Below are 18,824 nucleotides of genomic sequence, written 5' to 3' on the forward strand. Positions count from 1 at the left end.
CACGACGACCCCCATGGAAGATGGAACGGCGAACAGGTACGCCGCAATACCACACTTGGGGCTCGATGCCATCTCCCCCCAAGTAACATCGGACGTTCTGGAGTCCAGCCTTCCGACTCCGAACGGTCCGGAACACTAGGTGGCCGAATAAGGACCTGTCAATCGTTCGCCTGCCGGGTCGGCGTGTGCGCCGGGAGGGCAGGATTATTTCAAGGTTCTTTCAACAACGCGCCTGAAATGCGGCTGGTTTGGGTCTTCGCCCGTGGGGCAGCGGTGCTGTGTCGGTCTGCGTATCGGCGCTTTCCGCCTGGATGGACAAGAGGTGAACATTCGCGGCGTGTATATCGCGGAGTTCGACATTCCGGTGATGCTCGGTCTCCTCCTGCCAAGGGAAAATGAACATTGGCCGCCGGGGTCTGACGGCGGTGTGCGGGAGGGCTCGTGCCTCAGCTGGGGGCGACGGTGGGCGGGAGCGGCGGTGGCCGGACAGGGAGGGGCTGCGCATGGGGACGACAGCGGTCACGGTTGCGGGAGACGGGGACGATGCCCCGCCCGTACACCTGCACGGCACCGACAGCGGCGGTGACGGCCCACCCCTGCTCCTGCTGCACGGCCTGGCCGGCCACAGCGGCGAATGGGACGCGCTGGCGGCCCGGTTCACGCCCACCCACCGGGTGGTCGCGTTCGACGCGCGGGGCAGCGGTGCGAGTACGCGGCGCCCGGGGGACGTCTCCCGGGCGGCCCATGTGCGGGACGTGGTCCAGGTCGCCCACGATCTCCGCCTCCCCGCCGGCCGCGTTCTTCGGCGGGGGAGCGGCGGGCCGCGCCTGGGCGGCCGGCCTCGCCCCGGGCCCCGGGGGCCTGCACCCGCGCGTGGACCGGGACGTCATGGTCGCCACGGTGCAGGAGAACGCCCAACGCGACTTCTGGGACGCGTGGGACGAGGTGCGCTGCCCGGTGCTGGTGGTGCGGGCCGGAAAGGGGATGCTGAAGCAGCGGGAGGCGGACCGGATGGCCGAGCGCCGTCCGGGGACGCGGATCGCCGTGGTCCCGGAGGCGGGGCACGACGTCCACCTGGACGACCCGGGGGCGGTGTTCGGGGACATGGCGGCGTTCCTGGCGGAGGTGGACCAGGCGGATCAAGAGGGCCAGGCGGCGGTATAAGGTCTGGACCCATCACACGAGGGGGGCCTCATGTCTGTACGTACGACTGCCCGCAACGGCATAAGCAGAACCGCGACCACCACCGCGACAGGACTCCGCGCCACGGCAGTTGCGGTCCTGGCGGCGGCCGCCCTGGTCTCGTGCAGCCAGGGTCAGACCGAGGGCGGCCTCGGCGCCGACCTCTCCGCCACGGCGTCGCCGTCGGCCGACCAGGCCGAGAACGCCGACTCCGTTGAGGACGCCGAGCCGGCGGCGGACGAGGCCACGGAGGAGCCGACCGCACCCGCCGAACCGGCCCCCGAGCTCGTACGCGACGCCTTCGCGACGCTCCAGGCCACGCTGAACGACACCTGCACGCCGGGCGCGGGGGACTGCGCCTACTTCCTCGGCCGGGTCACCCGGGAACTCACGGAGCTGGACGAGGCGATGCGGGCGGACCAGAAGGGGCCCGGCCACTTCAAGCAGCCGCTCGCGGACATGAAGGTCCTGTTCGGCAAGCTGGGCGAGGACCGGTCGACGCCGCACCTGGAGAAGCACTTCTCCGAGATCGTCTCCACCCGCGACGGCATCAACACCTGGATGCAGGACCACCCGGACGACTACCGCTGAGGCGGACGTCGAAGGGTTCCCGGGGTGCCGCGCACGCACGCACCCCGGAGGTCCCCCCACTCCGATTCCGCGCAAGCGACCCAGGTCGGGGTGCACTTGAACGGGAGAGGAGTGGGTCAATTCTTGATGTCCGGCAGCTCGGCCCTCCGCACCGTCCCGCAGGCCAGTGCGACCACCACCCCCACGCTCCCGAACACCCCGCACCCGATGAAGACCGGCGCGGACCCCCACACCCCGATGGCCGCCCCGACCACCGGGTAGCTCATCGGCGCCAGGCCCACCGAGGTGAGCATCACGACCGAGGTGACCCGCCCCAGGTACGCGGGGTCCGCGGCGGTCTGTACGAGGGCGTTGGCCAGGGTGCCGTAGATGCCCATGGCCAGGCCCACCGCGCCGGCCAGCGCCACGGCGAGCGGCAGCGCGGGGACCAGGGCGATGGCGCCCGCGCCCGCGCACCCGACGAGCAGGGTCCCGGCCAGGGTCAGCCCGGCCCGGGGGAGCCGTCCGGCGACGGCGAGCAGGACGGCCCCCACGGTGGCCCCCGCGCCGAACCCGCTGATGATCCAGCCGTACCCCGAAGGCCCCCAGCCGCGCTCGCCGTTGAGCAGGATCATGCCGACGTTGAGGGTCCCGGTGAGCCCGAGCTCGCTGACGGCGATGACCGCGATGAGCGGGCCGATGAGGGGGTGGCGGCGGAGGTAGCGCAGCCCGCCGAGGAGGTCCTGCCAGGCGCCGGCGGGGGCAGGCGCGGGTGCCGCCTCATCGCGTACGTCATCCGCGTCAGGCACCCCCGACGGCCGGAGCCGTACCGTCAGCAGGAGCGGCAGCGACAGGGCGAAGAGCACCCCCGCCACGGCGAACGCGGCCGGCGCGCCGCCGAGCCCCATGGCCAGGCCGCCGAGCGGCGGGCCGCTGATCTGGCTGACCCGCATCGACAACGTACGCATGCCGGTCACGCGCGCCAGTTGGTCCGGGGCGGTGATGCGTGGCGGGAGCGCCCCGACGGCGGGGACGAACAGCGCGTCGACCGCGCCGAACGCGAGGGCCAGCGCCACCAGGATCCACACCGCGGGCGCGGTGACCGCGACGCCGGCCGCCACCGCGAGGATGAGGACGCACCGTACGGCGTCGCTGCCGAGCACGATCCGGCGCACCCCGAACCGGTCGGCCGCCACGCCCCCGCCCAGCATGAGCAGCGCCCGGGGGAACGCTCCGGCGGCCATGACGAGACCGACCTCGGTGGGCCCGGCGACCTTCTGCGCCGACCAGGCGAGGGCGGCGAAGTAGACGCTGTCGCCGATGAGCGAAGCGGTGTACGCGGCGAGCCAGCGAAGGACGTTGGCGTCGCGGTGAGCGGGCCGGGGCGCGGCGGGGCTCTCGGGTAAGGCGGTCTTCGCTGCGGACACGGGGTCTCCCTGGGTGAGGGGTGAGGGGTGAGGGGTGAGGACCGGGCACAGCGCGGGAACGGGAACCCGTACGGGCTCAGGGCCAGGAACGGGAACCCGTACGGGCTCAGGGCCGGAACGGGAACCCGTACAGGTGCACGGACACATGCTCGCGCCCCTCGGTGTCGCCCGCTTCCCGCGCAGCCTTGCCGCGCTCCCGCCACCGCCGCGTGACGACCTCCAACTCGTCGCTCATCTCGGCGAGTTCGGCGGAGGTCAGGGCCATGAGCCACTCGGAGCTGAAGGCGGCATCGGTCCACTCCTCGCCCCAGGCGGTGCTCTGGTCGAGGTAGGCGCGGTACTGGGCGGAGCGGTTGTCGAGGATGCCGCGCAGCACCGATCCGACGGCGGCGGCTCCTTCCGGCGTACCCGTGAAGTCCGCGTCGCGGAAGCCCCACCCCTTCTCGGAGGCCACCTGCCACCACCGCTCGCGGCCGTCCGTGCTGTGCCCGCTCGCCTCGGCCACGAAGCCGTGCTCCGCGAGCTTGCGCAGGTGGTAACTGACCAGCGACGGGGCCTGATCGACCTGCTCGGCGAGTTGTGAGGCGGTCGCGGTCCCGGCGGCGTACAGCAGTCGGTAGAGCTGCATGCGCAGCGGGTTGGTGAAGGCCTTCAGCCGGGAGAGGTCGGTGATCTGCTCGGGCTCGCGCTGAGGTCGCATGCGGCCACCGTAGATGCGAAAGATTAGTTGCGCAATAAGTCTTTCCTATCTTCAAGCGCGCTCGTACGTGCTCCGCCTGACGAGGCGACAGCTCCAGCGCAGGCGCATCTACTTAATCCAAGCCGAAAGAAAAGTCGTGTCGGGATTCTTGACCGTGACCGATGTGGCGGGCAAGGTTCCGGGAGAGCGCTCTCCCACCGCAGTTCCACTTCGAGGAGCACCCGCATGCCCGCAGTCGGCATATCCCCAGCGGTCCCGGTGTCCCACGGCACCGGCCGCCGTACCCCCGGACCGAGACCGGTGACCCGCGGCATCGTCGCCGCGATGGCCACCGCTCTGGCCGCCACCCTTCTCGCCTTCGTCCCCGCCACGAAGGCCGAGGCCGCACCCGTACTGCTCTCGCAGGGCAAGCCGGTCACCGCGTCCAGCGAGGAGAACTACGGCACCCCGGCCACCGCGGCCGTCGACGGCAACGCCACCACCCGTTGGTCCAGCGCCGCTTCCGACCCGCAGTGGATCCGCGTCGACCTCGGTGCGACCACGCGGCTCAGCCAGGTGGTCCTGGACTGGGAGGCGGCGTACGGCAAGGCCTACCGGGTCGAGCTCTCGACCAACGGCTCCACCTGGTCCACCGCCTACCAGACCACCACCGGCGACGGCGGCACGGACACCCTGAACATCAGCGGTGACGCCCGCTACGTCCGGGTCTTCGGCACCGCCCGCGGCACCGGATACGGCTTCTCCCTCTGGGAGTTCAAGGTGTACGGCGAGTCCGGCGGCACCGGCGGCCCGCAGTTGCCCGGCGGCGGCGACCTCGGCCCGAACGTGCATGTCTTCGACCCCTCCACGCCCAACATCCAGGCCAAGCTGGACGAGGTGTTCGACCAGCAGGAGGCCTCGCACTTCGGCAACGGGCGGCACCAGTTCCTCTTCAAGCCCGGCACCTACAACAACCTCAACGCCGAGATCGGCTTCTACACCTCGATCTCCGGCCTCGGCCTCAAGCCCGACGACACCACCATCAACGGTGATGTGACCGTCGACGCCGGCTGGTTCAACGGCAACGCGACGCAGAACTTCTGGCGTTCGGCCGAGAACCTGGCCGTCAACCCGGTCAGCGGCACCAACCGCTGGGCCGTCTCGCAGGCCGCTTCCTTCCGCCGTATGCACGTCAAGGGCGGCCTCAACCTGGCCCCGAACGGCTACGGTTGGGCCAGCGGCGGCTACATCGCCGACTCCAAGATCGACGGCCAGGTCGGCAACTACTCGCAGCAGCAGTGGTACACCCGCGAGAGCTCGATCGGCGGCTGGTCCAACTCCGTCTGGAACCAGACCTTCTCGGGCGTCGAGGGCGCACCCGCCACCTCGTTCCCCGAGCCCCGCTACACCACGCTCCAGACCACGCCGATCTCGCGCGAGAAGCCGTTCCTGTACCTGGACGGCAACACGTACAAGGTCTTCGTCCCCGCCAAGCGCACCAACGCGCGCGGCGTCTCCTGGAACGGCACCCCGCAGGGCACGTCGATCGACCTGAACCAGTTCTACGTCGTCAAGCCCGGCGCCACCGCCGCCACGATCAACCAGGCGCTGTCCCAGGGCCTCAACCTCCTCTTCACGCCCGGCATTTACCACGTCGACCAGACCATCAACGTGAACCGCGCGAACACGGTCGTCCTCGGCCTCGGCCTCGCGACGATCATTCCGGACAACGGCGTCACCGCGATGAAGGTCGCCGACGTCGACGGCGTCAAGCTCGCCGGATTCCTGATCGACGCCGGTACGGTCAACTCGCCGACCCTGCTGGAGCTCGGCCCGCAGAACTCCTCCGCCGACCACTCCGCCAACCCGACCTCCATCCAGGACGTCTACGTCCGCATCGGCGGGGCGGGCGCCGGCAAGGCGACCACGAGCATCGTCGTCAACAGCGACGACGTGATCATCGACCACACCTGGGTGTGGCGCGCGGACCACGGTGAGGGCGTCGGCTGGGAGACCAACCGTGCCGACTACGGGGTCCGGGTCTACGGCGACGACGTGCTCGCCACGGGCCTCTTCGTGGAGCACTTCAACAAGTACGACGTCGAGTGGTACGGCGAGCGCGGCCGCACGATCTTCTACCAGAACGAGAAGGCGTACGACGCACCCAACCAGGCCGCCATCCAGAACGGTGACACGAAGGGCTTCGCCGCCTACCGGGTCGACGACTCGGTCGACGTCCATGAGGGCTGGGGGATGGGCAGTTACTGCAACTACAACGTCGATCCCACCATCCGCCAGGACCACGGCTTCAAGGCCCCGGTGAAGCCGGGCGTGAAGTTCCATAGCCTCCTCGTGGTGTCGCTCGGCGGAATGGGCCATTACAACCACGTCATCAACAGCACCGGAGCCTCCACGGTCCCGGCCGGCACCTCCACCGTGCCGTCCACCCTGGTCTCCTTCCCCTGATCCGTCCCCCGCGGGGGCAACGCCCTGCGGTGGCCCGCAGGGCAGGGGACGACTCCCCGGGCCGGGCCTGACCGTCGGCTCGGGGTGACGACCTCCCGCCCCGGCCCGACCGTCGGCCCGGGGCGACGACTCCCCGGGCCGGGCCTGACCCCGGCCCGGGGGCAGTTCCCCGCTCACTCCTCCCGGCGCTCTCCCCACGGACGGCCGCCGTCCTCCCCGACGGCGGCCGTCCGCGTATCCGCACCCAGTCCTATCGCCCTCACCCACCCATCCCCCTCACCCACCCATCCCCCTCACCCCCTTCAGGAGCCGCAAGTGCCTTCCTTGCCCCACCTCCGCAGACCCTCCCTGCCCGCCCTCCGCAGACCCGCCCTCACCCTGACCCTCGCCGCCCTGCTCGCCTCCACCCTCACCGTCATCACCGCGCCCACCGAGGCACGCGCCGCCGACCCCCTGATCTCCCAGGGCAAGCCCGCCACCGCCTCCTCGCAGGAGGGTGACGGCCTCTCCGCCGCGCAGGCCGTCGACGGCAACCTGACCGGCACCCGCTGGGCCAGCCAGTGGTCCGACCCGCAGTGGATCCGGATCGACCTCGGCAAGCGGTCCGACCTGAGCCGGGCCGTGCTCACCTGGGAGGGCGCCTACGGCAAGGCGTACGAGATCCAGGCCAGCAACAACGGCACCGACTGGACCACCCTGAGGAAGGTCACCGACGGCGACGGCGGCACCGACGACCTCGCCCTCACCGGCTCCGGCCGCTACGTCCGGATGCTCGGCACCGCCCGCCCCGGCGGATACGGCTACTCCCTCTGGGAGTTCCAGGTCTACGGCACCCAGGGCGACACCCCGCCCCCGGCCGGCGGCGCCGTCAAGGTCACCGGCGGCCAGGGCGCGTGGCAGCTCACCGTCGGCGGACAGCCGTACACCGTCAAGGGCCTGACCTGGGGCCCGTCCATGGCGGACGCGCCGCGCTACATGCCCGACCTGAAGTCGATGGGCGTCAACACGGTCCGCACCTGGGGCACGGACGCCGGCACGAAGCCCCTGCTCGACGCCGCCGCCGCGAACGGCCTGCGCGTCATGAACGGCTTCTGGCTCCAGCCCGGCGGCGGCCCCGGCAGCGGCGGCTGCGCGAACTACGTCACCGACACCGCGTACAAGTCGACGATGCTCACCGAGATCGCCAAGTGGGTCGAGACGTACAAGAACCACCCGGCGACCCTCATGTGGAACGTCGGCAACGAGTCGGTCCTCGGCCTCCAGAACTGCTACAGCGGAGCGGAGTTGGAGGCGCAGCGCAACGCGTACACGACCTTCGTCAACGACGCCGCCAAGAGGATCCACGCGATCGACGCCGACCACCCGGTGACCTCCACCGACGCGTGGACGGGCGCCTGGCCGTACTACAAGCGCAACGCCCCCGACCTCGACCTGTACTCGATGAACGCGTACGGCGACATCTGCGGCGTCCGCCAGGACTGGGTGGAGGGCGGCTACACCAAGCCCTACATCATCACGGAGACCGGCCCGGCGGGTGAGTGGGAGGTGCCGGACGACGCCAACGGCGTACCCGACGAGCCCACCGACGTACAGAAGCGTGACGGCTACACCAAGGCCTGGGACTGCACCATGGGCCACCAGGGCGTGGCGCTGGGCGCGACCCTCTTCCACTACGGCCTGGAGCACGACTTCGGCGGGGTGTGGTTCAACCTGCTCCCCAGCGGCCTGAAGCGGCTGTCGTACTACTCGGTGAAGAAGGCGTTCACGGGCTCCAACGCGGGTGACAACCTGCCGCCGGTCATCAGCGGCATGACGGTGACACCGGCCGGATCGGCCCCGGCGGGACGGGAGTTCACGGTCCGCGCGGACATCCGCGACCCCGAGAACGACCTGCTCACGAACAAGATCTTCCTCAGCGGCAACTACGCCAACGGCGACAAGGGGCTGATCCCGGCGCAGTTCCGGGCCACGGGCAACGGCACGTTCGCGGTCACCGCACCCGAGAAGCTCGGCGTGTGGAAGGTCTACATCCAGTCGGAGGACGGCAAGGGCAACGCGGGCATCGAGACGAAGTCAGTCAAGGTCGTCGCCCCGCCGATGACGGGCACCAACGTGGCCCTCGGCAAGCGCACCACGGCCTCCAGCTCGCAGGCCTCGTACGGCGACTGCCCCTGCCCGCCCGAGCGCGCGACGGACGGCCGGCTCGACACCCGCTGGGCCAGCGACTGGAGCGACCCGCAGTGGATAGCGGTCGACCTCGGCGCACGGACGCCCGTCCGCAACCTCCAGCTCGTGTGGGACCCGGCGTACGCCAAGTCGTACGAGGTCCAGGTCTCGGACGACGGCACGTCCTGGCGTACGGTCCACACCACGACGACCGGCAACGGTGACGTGGACACCATCACCCTGGCCGAAACGGCCCGCCACGTACGGCTCCACCTGACGGCCCGCGGCACGGGCTGGGGCTACTCACTGCACGAGTTCGGCGTCTACAGCTGACCGGATCCAGGGCCTGATCAGGCCCATCTCAGGGGGGCCGTTCCCACGTGGAGCGGCCCCCGTTCCGTACGCCGGAAAGCGCCCTGCACGCTCGGCGTCCCTACATCGGCAGAGCCCGTACCCGCCCGTCGTCGTCACCGGAACGGGAGGAGCGGCCGAACGCGGAGAACGCCCGCTCCTCCCGCTGGGCGGCGGCGATGCGCACACTGCTCCAGTCCAGCACCTGCCGTGCCTCGTCGTGGATCCGGTGGGCGGCGGTACGGGCCTCGGCCAGGGCGTCCCCGCGCTCCTGGACGAGGAGGTCGTATATCGGCGTGCTCGTGGATATCGCTGAAGTACTCACGACAGATCCTCCTGCCCGATCTTCCCCGTTTCACCGCATCATGCGTGCCGACAGGCATGAAGGTCGAAGCCGGGGAATCGAGCGACATCTTCTACCTGGCCGAACTGAAGATCACCCCACCGCCGAAGGAATCGGCCCGCTGGTGCCGCTTCGACTACCGCCAGGCCGGCCGGGCGTACAGCCGGACCATGGACTGCGAAGTCGAGCTGACCGTCGCCAGGTAGGCGCCCTGATCGTGTGCACGACGCGCTACGGGGCAGGACGGCCCGAGGGCGGGAGCGGGTCCAGGGCGACGCGGGCGGCGACGGGCAGGTGGTCGCTGCTGGTGGCGGGCAGCGTACGGATATGGCTGACGCCGGCGGAACGGGCCAGGACCTGGTCGATGCGGGCCAGCGGAAGGGCGGCGGGATAGCTGAAGGCGAACCCACGCTCGGCCACGTTCAACTGCGAGGTCAACGGCCCGAGTCCGCGATCGTCGACGGTGCTGTTCAGATCCCCCATGAGGATCACGGTCCGCACCTTCTCGCCCCGGACGAGATCCCCCAGCATCCGGGCGCTCTCGTCCCGACGTGAGGAGGCCAGCCCGCCGGCCCCGAGCCGCACGGACGGCAGATGAGCGACGTACGCGGCGACGTCCCCGTACGGCGTCCGCACGACGGCCCGCAGCCCGCGACTCCACCCCGCCTCGAACGCGCGAGGCCGGATGTCCACCAACCGCTCCTCCTCGATCGGGTACTTGGACCAGAGCCCGACGGTGCCGTGGACGACGTGATGCGGATAGTCGGCGCCGAGGACGTCCTCGTACACACCCAGCGCGGGCACGACCAACTCCTCCAGCGCAACGAGATCACCCCCGGCGGCGAGGAGCGCCCGGGCGGTCCCGGCCGGATCGGGGTTCACATCACTGACGTTGTGCTGCACGACGAGCAGCTCCCGCGCGCCGGGTTCGGGCGGGGGCAGGAGCAACTCTCCGAAGCTGTGCACCCACACGCCCATGGGCAGCAGCAGAGCCACCAAGCCGACACCGGACCGCCGCGCGAGGGCTACGGCGAACAACAGGGCGACGACGACCCCGCCCCACGGCAGAAGGGACTCGACCAGACTCCCGATCCGCCCAGGGGAGTTGGGGATCACCCCATGAAGCCCCATCACCCCGGCCAAGCCGACGGTGACCCCGCCGACCACCACCCCGCGCCGCCCCCCACCGACAGCCGGGTGCCCCCGCTTCGCCGCCCTCGCCGCCTTCGCCACCCTCGCTGTCACGTCACCGTCTGCCCGCTCCACCATGTCTTCCCGTCCCTTGGCCTTGCCTCACAGGACGAGTGGCCGGGGAGATCAGTTTCCGAGCGCGGGGAGAGCGTCTACGGCGATAGAGGGCGGAGCCCGGCAGCCGACGATCTCGGTGGCCACCACGTCCTGCCCGGCCCATAGGGTCGGAGGCATGACGAAACCCTCTGCCGGCAGTGCCTTCGACTCGCTCCGCCTCGACGCGATGCGCGACCAGGAGGCGCTGCGCCGGGCGTACGAGCTCCCCGGCGCCGCCGCCGTACGCAAGCAGATGACCGAACTCACCGAGCAGACACGGCGGTTGATCGGCTGCTCATCGCTGGTCCTGGTCGCCAGCGCGGACGCCGAGGGCAACTGCGACGTCTCCCCGCGTGGCGGCCCCGCCGGGTTCGTCTCCGTCCTGGACGCATGGACGGTGGCGATACCGGACGCGACCGGCAACAAGCGGCTGGACACCCTCCAGAACGTCATCGCCACCGGCCGGGCCGGGCTTCTGTTCCTCATCCCCGGGCGCACCACCACGCTCCGGGTGAACGGCCGGGCCTGCGTCTCTACCCGCCCCGAGCTGCTGTCCCAGCTGACCGCCGTGGGCAAGCCACCGGCCAGTGCGCTGGTGGTGGGGATCGAGGAGGTCTACCCGCACTGCCCCAAGTCCCTTCTGCGCGGCGGGGCCTGGAAGCCGGAGCAGTGGCTGCCGGCGGACGCCCAGCCCACCTCGGCCGAGGTCACGCTGGCCCAGCTACGGATGCCGGAGCTGACCATCGCCGACATCGAGCAGGTGGAGGCCGACTCGCTGAAGTACCGGTACGAGTAGGAGGCCGTCAGGCGGACGCGATGGCGTGCGGCGAGCCGTACTACGACAACGGTGACGGGGTCATCGACGCGGTCTGCGAGGGCGGCAAGGGCTCCAACGGCTTCCACGGGGCCGGGGAGTGTTCTCTCCGGCCCCCAGATGTGTGGGCGTTCAGCCGCATCGGTGGATTCAGGTGGTGTATTCCCTCTCCGAGACGGCGGCTCGGTGAAGGGACCGCGCGAAGTCGTCGACGTCAAGACCGGCCAGGTGCTCGACAAGGGCCTGTCTGACCTCCCGTACGTGCTGCGAAAGCCGATGCCCGCCGATGTCACCGGGGAGGATGACGCTCCGGAAGGCCTCCTTCTCGATCACACAGCCGATGAGCTTTTCCGCAACCCAGACCGGCGTGCGTTCCCGGATGGCGAACGTCAGGTGGATGCTGCGGACTTCGGAGTCGAGTGCGTGGGGATGGTGGACCCACCCCCTCGGCAGGAGCAGGGACTGGCCTGGCCGGAGATCGACCTCCAGGTCGGGTCCCATGGCTTCCCACCGAGGAATGAACCCGGGATCCCAGACGCGGAAGGATTCCTGGTACTCCCGCATCGGGGAGGGAAACACCGGGCGCCAGAGCCGCCACCGCTTGCTGCCCGCGATCTGCACGATGACGGCCATCTGCTGGTCCCAGTGGTGGAGCAGGCCCTGACGGCCGGGTGGGGTCACGAAGGCGTGCAGATAGTTGCTGTAGCCGGTCTCCCGCTGAATGCCGCGCGAGACGTCCGCCAGGAAGGGGACGACCCGCTGGAGGTTGCCGAGCCGGATCGTGTGGCCGTCCTCGTAGAGGCTCCGTAGCTTCGCCGGGTCGGTGCGGCCCGCAGTCCGGTGGCGGTCCGGGTGCAGCGCGGCGCCGTCGCTCACGACGGCGATCTCGTCGGCGGGCACGCATCCGGTGTCCAGGTAGTGGTCGATGCTCTCCGCATTGACCACGCGGTCCAGCTCGCCGGCCTCGCGTTCGTACACGCGTGGCTCGTCCGGCCACGAGGTCAGGAGCGCCGTCACACCGGTATCGGGCAGTAAGAGGCGGAGGGACATGGGTGTACTTCCTCGCTTCGGGTCGCTTCGCTTGCCTTCGCCGATCGGTCAGGCGGGCGGGAGGGGGCACGGCAGGCCGGGATGGTGGTGGTTGAGGCAGCACACCACCGAGAAGGAGATCAGGCTCTGGGACTTCGTGTAGTGCACCCAGCAGACGTCGACGCCTCGGGGAAGGGCGTCCATCGCGTACGCGATCTTGTGTTCGAGGGTGACGTATGCGCGACCGCCGTCATCCCTCTCGCCAGGAGGGTTGGCCTCGTAGGTGCTCTTCAGCCACGTGACGGCACCCATGACGCGGGTCCAGGTGCGCCCGACCGCGGTCTGTTCCGGCCGCATGAGCGAGTGCCCGGTCATGAGGGGCGGCAGCGTAGAGGCGAGGAACACGCGGGTCTGCTCGGAGTTCGGTTCTGCACCCGGACGGCGTAGGGCCTCCTGGCCGTACGCGTCCCTGCTGCCGGTCCACGGACCGTATCCATGCCAGTGCCCTGACCAGGTCATCTGCGCCCTTCGCTAGGGGAAGGCGGGGCCGGCCCGGAGGATGTCCGTTCCGGCCCGCTGGGTGGTGCTGCGTGCTTCGCGCTCAGAAGGCGGCCAGGTCAGAGCGTCAGGCCCCGCGTCCTGACCCACCCGGCGGCGAAGTCGTCGAGCTCGGCCGCGGTGAAGCGCAGCTCCTTGCCCGCGCCTTCGGGCTTGCTGTCGCGGATGACGAAGGAGGCCGCGGCGCCGGGGATGGCGGCGAGGCTCACGCAGGTCTCGTTGGAGCCGCCCGCGTTGCCTCCGCAGTAGGTGGCGAAGGCGTCGGCGGCCGGGATGGGCAGCGCGTAGAGGTTCCCGTTCACGCTCATGGGAGAGTCCTTCCGGTGCTGATATGGCGGAGATACGGTCTCCGCACCGTCGTGCTCCTGGCCCCGCCCGGCTGCCGACCGTCCATGGAGACAGCCGGGCGGGAGTCTGTGGCCCCATACGTGGGGCTTGAGCGCGCGTACGCCGACGGCGTCACCGCTCGAACCACACCGCCGCGACGATCGACGAGCCGATGGCGGCCAGGCAGACGACGTACGCGATCTGCCGGGCCCGTTCACTCATCGCGCTGCCTTCCGGCCCGGAATCGGCCGTAGGGGAAGAGGCGGCCGGGCCGAAGCTGCTGCCCCCTTCATGGCGACAAGCTTGCGGAGCACCCGGGCCAGAGCCCTCACGTGGGAGAAGACCTCATGGGACAAGGCGTGCGGGCCCGGAGGATTCTCGATGAGATGAGCGACCTCCAGGAGGAAGCCATGGTCGGCGCTGCCCCCATGCGTCTTCCCCTCCTCGGTGGACGGATCGCCGAGGAGGGCACTGACTCGACCGCGCAAGGAGTCCGCGGCATCGTCGAGTTCCGAGCGGGTCGTTGTACCCAGTTGGAACGTGAGGACACGCCGCGCCTCACGTTCTGCCTGCTCTGCCTCTGCTTCCATGCTCGCTACCGCGTCGGAGGAGCGGTCCGTGCCGGTAGCGCTGCTTGTGTTCATCAGGTCGGTCACCACGCATCTCCGTCCATGGCCGCTTTTGATCGCGGTCTGTGTAGAGGTAACTGCGCGGCGTGCCCATCCCGGTACCGTTGGAGGCGGTCGTAACCGTGAAAGCCATGAATTTCCGGGGAGTTGGTGTGGGCGTGGCACCCGAAAGCAACCGCGATTCCGGCCTTGAGAACCTCCTTGAACAGGCGGGATGGTCCAGGACGCAGCTTGCGAACGCCGTGAACCGCACCGCTCGCGAGGCGGGTATGGAGCTGAAGTACGACCAGTCCGCCGTATCGCACTGGCTGAGCGGGACGCAGCCGCGGGCACAGGTCAGGCCGGTGATCATCGAAGCGCTGGAACGGAAGTTGGGCCGCCCGGTGACTTTCGCCGAGGCAGGGCTGCGCTCGCCGAGGGCGGACTCGGCGGCGGATGCCGGAGACACCGCCTCCGCCCTCTTGGATCTCGGAAGGGCTGACATGGATCCGTCGCGACGTGGAGTTCTCGCAGCAGGCTTGTACTCGGCCGCCTTGACCGTTCCTCTCTTCGCCGGTGAGGCCTACGCCGATGAGCGGGAACGCTCGGTCCGGCCGACCGGTCGCATCGGCGCGGCCGAGGTCGCGACCGTCCGTACGATGACCGACCGCATCGCGGACATCCTCGACGAGCTCGGAGCCGGACATGCCCGTCCGATGGCCGCCGCGTTCCTGGTCAACACGGTCGCGCCTTACTTGCGCGCCTCCGCCGCCGGACCGGTCCGTCGCGACATGCTCTCCGCCGCGTCCGACCTGACGTACCTGACGGGCTGGATGGCTATGTACGAGCGGGCTCACGGTCTCGGGCAGCAGTACTACGTGAAGGCCCTGCGCCTCGCCCAGGAGGCGGCCGACCACGTCACGTACTGCCGCACGCTACGCGGCATGAGCCTTCAGGCATCCAACCTTCGTTACGGGCAGAAAGCCCTGGAACTGGCGGACTCGGCAGCCGAGGCAGCACCGGACGCCGGCCCGCGCCTGGTGGCCTTCCTCCGCGGGCAGCAGGCTCACGCCTCGTCCATGGTCGGTGACCGCCGCCAGGCGTTCGGGAGGCTGCGCGAAGCGGAGGTGGCGCTCTCGAAGGCCGATTCGCGGCGGGAGTCGATCGGTGGGTACGACCGGTCCGCCTACCAGTTCCACGTCGCCCATGTCCTGTACGAGACACGCGACCTGCCGGGCTCCATCGACGCCCTGAAGGCATCGCTACGCGTTCAGCCGAAGCAGGAGCGGCAGGGTCGCCTTCACGCCAACGCGGTCATGGCTCAGCGGCAGTTCGAGTTCGGCCATATCGAGGAAGCCTGCACCACGTGGGGCACCTTCCTCGACGACTACGTAGGGCTCTCCTCGGCACGGGGCGACGAGCACTTCGAGACCATGCGCAAGCGCATCGCGCCTTACGGCAAGCTCCGCGCGGCGCGTGAGCTCCAGGAGCGGTCGCGGCAGGTGGCGGGGATGAAGGGGTAGCCGCTCGGGCCCGCCCGCGTACCAGGTCGTTGGTTCGCGGTTGGGTGACCGGGGCGATGGTCACGGGCGGTATCCGCGAACATCCTCGCGAGGGAAGCGATCATCTCTCGACGTCCATGCGGGGCAGCGGGCTACGTCGGAGCGCTGGATAAACCTACTTCGGGATGAGAGGCCGCGAACGATGGCACGTCAATTGCCCCTCGACGCTTCGGACAGTGAGGGTGCGGAATCTCCCTCTGTCCATGATGACAGGGAGAGTGGAGAGGTCATCGTCCACGGAACGCCGGATGCTGACGTGGGTGACACTGCCCTGCTGCAACACTTCTCCGAGGGAACCATCGACCTGGGAGAGTTCGAGGAACTGTTCCGCACATTCGACCACTCGGCCTGGAGACTGGAATCCCGACAGCGCTTTGCCAGCGACGAAGCCACGGATACCTACCGGCAGTTCATCGAGAACGGCACCGTCGACTGGGACGAGGATGATCCGTACTGCGAGCTGATCCGGTCCCAGACCGCGCAGGGCAAACGCGTCGAACGAGTGCGGATCGTCGATCAGCCGCCGACCACGGGCCAGCGTTACCTCCTGGACAACGCCAAGCGGAACAGCGCTCTGGGAGAAGACATCCGGAACCTTTGGCGGGCAGATGCCGAGCGGCTCCGGCTTCCCTCCGAGGACTTCTGGTTGTTCGACAGCCGACTTGCCGCGAAACTGCGCTTCGATGACGAGGACAACCTCGTGGACGTCGAGTTGATCACCGAGCCGGTCGAGATCGTCCGATACTCCGTCATCCGTGACACGGCATGGCATCACGCCGTTCCGTACGAGGAGTTCGCGGTGAAGCTGAGCAACGGCGAGTAGGAGCAGTAGGAACAGACGCGTACCGGTGAGCACGGATTTTCAGAAAGCTCGTGAGGATTTGGGACGACGGCTCCACGCTCTCCGAACGGAGAGCCCTCACGTCCCTGTACCTGATACGGACAATCTCACAGCCGCTTGAGCCCGACGTACTGAAGAGCGGCGAAGCCGCCGACCGTCAGGCTCTGCAGCACGATCCAGACCGCGCCGACGCCGGTCGGAGACAGCACGCCGGAGATCAGCACGACCAGGCTGAGCACCACCCACAGCAGGTTCATCACGATGACCGCCGTCAGTCCTGTGCGGTTGACCTCCTTCCGCGTCCCGATGGCGAGCACTCCCAGCGCGTAGAGGAGCAGGAACGCGCCGACCGGGTACTGAACCGCCGTCGTGACGCCGAAGAGGGAGTCGAGGATCGTGGCGAGTGCCAGGTACGCGATGCCGTTGAGGCCGGTGGCCACCGCGTCCAGCGTGAGCGCCATTCTCGCGAAACCGTCGGATCCCGTCGCTCTCGCGTGGGAGGTATCCGCGTCGTACCGCGTCGAAGCCATGGTCGTCTTCCTCTCGTGCGCACCAGGGAGTTGCCCGAATACGAAGGCGACCCCTCCGCGGGGCCGCCGGACAGTGCTGAAGGTAGGCGGCTCCGGGGAGGGCCTCAATTACCTCCGAGGTAAGCGGCCCGGCGCATTCAGCGGGCAAGAGAATCCACAGCGTTCTCGGATCCTTGGTGTACAGGAGGGTCTTACCCGTGACCCGCCACGCCGGCGACGAACCCGGCCCAGGCTGCACGGCCGACGGATATGTGCGGGCCCTGGGGTCTGGTCGAGTCGCGTACGCCCACCGCTGCGGCCAGGGCGGCGACCTCCACGCATTCCGTGCCACTGCCCCCGCTGTACGAGGACTTGAACCAGTGGCCGATCCCGTGATCCATCAAAGCTCCCTGCTCACGTGTCTCAGGAGCGCGGCAGACCGCTCGATGTCCAGGGCCTGCGCACGCAGGTACTCGAACGCCAACTTATAGCGTGCCAGTTCCGCCGGCTTCTCCATGAAAAGTCCACCACCGATGATGTCCACGTAGACCACGTCGAGTTCGGGGGCCGGGCCGCCGAGGATGACGAAGCTCCCGACCGCGGCCGCGTGGGCGCCCGCCGCGAACGGGAGCACCTGCACGGTGATGTGCGGCCGGTCCGCTTGGTCGAGGAGGTGGCTCAGTTGGTCACGCATGACGTGGCGGCCTCCCACGGCCCGCCGCACGACCGCCTCGTCGATCACGGCCCAGAGGTGGGGTGGCTGCGCCCGCTCCAGGAGTTCCTGGCGCTTCATGCGGATGTCCACCATGTGCTCGATCTCCTGCTCCGAGCACCGCATCTCCGAGGCGCGATGTACGGCTTCGGCGTAGGCGCGGGTCTGCAACAGGCCCGGCACGTACATGCAGGCGTAGTGATCCTCGCTGACCGCCTCGTCCTCCAGCGTCAGCATCAGGTTCATCGACTCGGGGACGGGATCGGCGAGGGAGCGCCACCAGCCCTGGATCCGGGCTCCCTTGGCCAGGGCGACGAGTGCGGCGCGTTCCGCGTCCGTGGCCCCGTACTCGCGGCAGAGGGCGTCCACCGCCGGCCACTTGACCCCGCCCTCCTTGCGCTCGTAGCGACTCAGGGTGGCCTTCGAGATGCCGACCAGGGCGCCTGCCTCCTCCAATGTGAGGCCCGTGCGCTCACGGAGGCGGCGTAGATCGGCGCCGAGTTGGCGCCTACGGGTGGTGGGTCCGACTGCCATGACGGTGATTCCTCACGTTGATCCCTCAGAGGGTGCACGGCGATGTCTTGTCCGAGCAAGGCGGCGTACGCCGGGGGCGCGTGCTGGTGGGCATGCTCCCGAGGCTTCAGGGTGAGAGTTCCAAAATGAGAGTTCCAGTGCCATTCTCTTCTCATGGTGGTTGCGATGGGTGACCGCGCGTGTGGCGAGAGTGGTGATCGGCGTGGATGGCTGCCGCTTCGGTGTGGTTCGCCGAGCCTGGGACATCTCGTTCCCGGCGGAGCCCGAGGAGCTCGCCGGTCTCAGGCGAGTGATCGGGCTGCGCCTTAACCTGTGGGGCCTGGCGGACACCGTGCGGGACGCCCAGCTCTGCGCGACGGAGCTCGTGACGAACGTGATGCGACACGTCGGCGTGGGGACGCCGACTCGTCTGGCCGTCTCGATGAGCGGCAGCCGGCTTCGCCTCGAAGTCAGCGACCCGGAGACCCGGGCGCTGCCCACTCCCGGCCCGGTGGGTAAAGAATGCGAGCGGGGGAGAGGGCTGATGCTCGTGGAGGGTGTGGCTGAGCGGTGGGGCGTCGTCCTCGGAGGTGATTCCAAGGTCACCTGGTGCGAGCTCGCCACCGGGCTGCGGTCGTCGATCGACCACGTCGAAGGACCACAGGTCGCCAAGGCCGAGGCGGTGCTGGGCCTGGTGGGGCTCGCCTCGCGGACCGAGAAGGGCTCGCAGGGACCGCTGAGCGTGGCCCAGGCGGAGGAGGCCGCCATCGACGTGATCGCCGACCTCCTCCACTGGCTCCGGGCCCACGGCTGCGATCCGGACAGCGCTCTGGACCGTGCGCAGATGCACTTCGAGGCGGAGCTGCCCGAAGCCGTATGA

Annotated in this window: 19 protein-coding genes and 1 pseudogene; 10 read left to right on the forward strand and 10 right to left on the reverse strand. The window is 69.5% G+C overall.

Going from position 1 to position 18,824, the window contains the following annotated elements:
• Window positions 1–503: 503 nt before the first annotated feature.
• The 3 genes and pseudogenes from ACFWRT_RS05460 to ACFWRT_RS05470 form a co-directional block, all read left to right on the forward strand.
• Window positions 504–707 (forward strand): annotated as a pseudogene (locus tag ACFWRT_RS05460) (alpha/beta fold hydrolase); the annotation flags it as partial.
• Complete coding sequence (locus ACFWRT_RS05465) at window positions 703–1,164, forward strand: alpha/beta fold hydrolase (RefSeq protein ID WP_380950725.1); 462 nt, start codon at window positions 703–705, stop codon at window positions 1,162–1,164. The pseudogene ACFWRT_RS05460 and the gene ACFWRT_RS05465, both read left to right, overlap by 5 nt.
• Before the next feature lie 30 nt (window positions 1,165–1,194).
• Window positions 1,195–1,773 carry a hypothetical protein gene (locus ACFWRT_RS05470; protein WP_380950724.1) on the forward strand — a complete coding sequence of 193 codons (579 nt, stop codon included), beginning with the start codon at window positions 1,195–1,197 and terminating at the stop codon, window positions 1,771–1,773.
• 116 nt (window positions 1,774–1,889) lie between these two features.
• Here the strand turns inward: ACFWRT_RS05470 and ACFWRT_RS05475 are convergent, their stop codons facing one another.
• Window positions 1,890–3,179 (reverse strand): MFS transporter, encoded by a 1,290-nt coding sequence (locus ACFWRT_RS05475; protein WP_380950723.1) that lies wholly within the window; start codon window positions 3,177–3,179, stop codon window positions 1,890–1,892.
• A 106-nt stretch (window positions 3,180–3,285) separates the two neighbouring features.
• On the reverse strand, window positions 3,286–3,879 hold the full coding sequence (locus ACFWRT_RS05480; protein WP_380950722.1) for an ArsR/SmtB family transcription factor: 594 nt from the start codon (window positions 3,877–3,879) through the stop codon (window positions 3,286–3,288).
• A gap of 225 nt (window positions 3,880–4,104) precedes the next feature.
• Here ACFWRT_RS05480 and ACFWRT_RS05485 point away from each other — a divergent pair, with 225 nt between their 5' ends.
• Window positions 4,105–6,324, forward strand: a complete 2,220-nt coding sequence (locus ACFWRT_RS05485) for a discoidin domain-containing protein (RefSeq protein WP_380950721.1) — start codon at window positions 4,105–4,107, stop codon at window positions 6,322–6,324.
• A gap of 324 nt (window positions 6,325–6,648) precedes the next feature.
• Window positions 6,649–8,823: a discoidin domain-containing protein gene (locus tag ACFWRT_RS05490; RefSeq protein WP_380951421.1), complete on the forward strand. Its 2,175-nt coding sequence runs from the start codon at window positions 6,649–6,651 to the stop codon at window positions 8,821–8,823.
• Window positions 8,824–8,923: 100 nt separating this feature from the next.
• On the opposite strand, the gene ACFWRT_RS05495 is transcribed toward ACFWRT_RS05490, so the two are convergent.
• Window positions 8,924–9,166, reverse strand: coding sequence for a hypothetical protein (locus ACFWRT_RS05495; protein ID WP_380951301.1), 243 nt, complete (start codon window positions 9,164–9,166; stop codon window positions 8,924–8,926).
• 56 nt (window positions 9,167–9,222) lie between these two features.
• Between ACFWRT_RS05495 and ACFWRT_RS05500 the strand changes: the two genes are divergently transcribed.
• Window positions 9,223–9,390 carry a hypothetical protein gene (locus tag ACFWRT_RS05500; RefSeq protein ID WP_380951303.1) on the forward strand — a complete coding sequence of 56 codons (168 nt, stop codon included), beginning with the start codon at window positions 9,223–9,225 and terminating at the stop codon, window positions 9,388–9,390.
• Window positions 9,391–9,415: 25 nt separating this feature from the next.
• Here ACFWRT_RS05500 and ACFWRT_RS05505 read toward each other — a convergent pair whose 3' ends face one another.
• Window positions 9,416–10,453 (reverse strand): endonuclease/exonuclease/phosphatase family protein, encoded by a 1,038-nt coding sequence (locus ACFWRT_RS05505; protein WP_380951304.1) that lies wholly within the window; start codon window positions 10,451–10,453, stop codon window positions 9,416–9,418.
• A 154-nt stretch (window positions 10,454–10,607) separates the two neighbouring features.
• Between ACFWRT_RS05505 and ACFWRT_RS05510 the strand changes: the two genes are divergently transcribed.
• The gene (locus ACFWRT_RS05510; protein ID WP_380951305.1) at window positions 10,608–11,267 is read left to right on the forward strand and encodes an MSMEG_1061 family FMN-dependent PPOX-type flavoprotein; all 660 of its coding nucleotides are present in this window, start codon (window positions 10,608–10,610) and stop codon (window positions 11,265–11,267) included.
• Between the two features lie 168 nt (window positions 11,268–11,435).
• On the opposite strand, the gene ACFWRT_RS05515 is transcribed toward ACFWRT_RS05510, so the two are convergent.
• The 3 genes from ACFWRT_RS05515 to ACFWRT_RS05525 form a co-directional block, all read right to left on the reverse strand.
• A complete protein-coding gene (locus ACFWRT_RS05515; RefSeq protein WP_380951306.1) occupies window positions 11,436–12,335 on the reverse strand; it encodes a JmjC domain-containing protein in 900 nt (299 codons plus the stop codon).
• 48 nt (window positions 12,336–12,383) lie between these two features.
• Window positions 12,384–12,689: a hypothetical protein gene (locus ACFWRT_RS05520; protein ID WP_380951307.1), complete on the reverse strand. Its 306-nt coding sequence runs from the start codon at window positions 12,687–12,689 to the stop codon at window positions 12,384–12,386.
• Between the two features lie 242 nt (window positions 12,690–12,931).
• Window positions 12,932–13,174: a DUF397 domain-containing protein gene (locus ACFWRT_RS05525; protein WP_380951422.1), complete on the reverse strand. Its 243-nt coding sequence runs from the start codon at window positions 13,172–13,174 to the stop codon at window positions 12,932–12,934.
• A 785-nt stretch (window positions 13,175–13,959) separates the two neighbouring features.
• On the opposite strand from ACFWRT_RS05525, the gene ACFWRT_RS05530 reads away from it, so the two are divergent.
• Complete coding sequence (locus ACFWRT_RS05530; RefSeq protein WP_380951423.1) at window positions 13,960–15,330, forward strand: hypothetical protein; 1,371 nt, start codon at window positions 13,960–13,962, stop codon at window positions 15,328–15,330.
• A gap of 181 nt (window positions 15,331–15,511) precedes the next feature.
• Window positions 15,512–16,192 (forward strand): DUF6879 family protein, encoded by a 681-nt coding sequence (locus ACFWRT_RS05535; protein WP_380951308.1) that lies wholly within the window; start codon window positions 15,512–15,514, stop codon window positions 16,190–16,192.
• A 125-nt stretch (window positions 16,193–16,317) separates the two neighbouring features.
• Here ACFWRT_RS05535 and ACFWRT_RS05540 read toward each other — a convergent pair whose 3' ends face one another.
• From ACFWRT_RS05540 to ACFWRT_RS05550, 3 genes are all read right to left on the reverse strand, one after another.
• Window positions 16,318–16,740: a hypothetical protein gene (locus tag ACFWRT_RS05540; RefSeq protein ID WP_380951309.1), complete on the reverse strand. Its 423-nt coding sequence runs from the start codon at window positions 16,738–16,740 to the stop codon at window positions 16,318–16,320.
• A 191-nt stretch (window positions 16,741–16,931) separates the two neighbouring features.
• A complete protein-coding gene (locus ACFWRT_RS05545) occupies window positions 16,932–17,120 on the reverse strand; it encodes a DUF397 domain-containing protein (RefSeq protein WP_380951310.1) in 189 nt (62 codons plus the stop codon).
• Window positions 17,120–17,965, reverse strand: coding sequence for a helix-turn-helix domain-containing protein (locus ACFWRT_RS05550; protein WP_380951311.1), 846 nt, complete (start codon window positions 17,963–17,965; stop codon window positions 17,120–17,122). Before ACFWRT_RS05550 ends, ACFWRT_RS05545 begins: the two co-directional genes overlap by 1 nt.
• Before the next feature lie 169 nt (window positions 17,966–18,134).
• Between ACFWRT_RS05550 and ACFWRT_RS05555 the strand changes: the two genes are divergently transcribed.
• Window positions 18,135–18,824 (forward strand): ATP-binding protein, encoded by a 690-nt coding sequence (locus tag ACFWRT_RS05555; protein ID WP_380951312.1) that lies wholly within the window; start codon window positions 18,135–18,137, stop codon window positions 18,822–18,824.

This window comes from Streptomyces cyaneofuscatus, assembly GCF_042718795.1.
GTDB lineage: Bacteria > Actinomycetota > Actinomycetes > Streptomycetales > Streptomycetaceae > Streptomyces > Streptomyces cyaneofuscatus_A.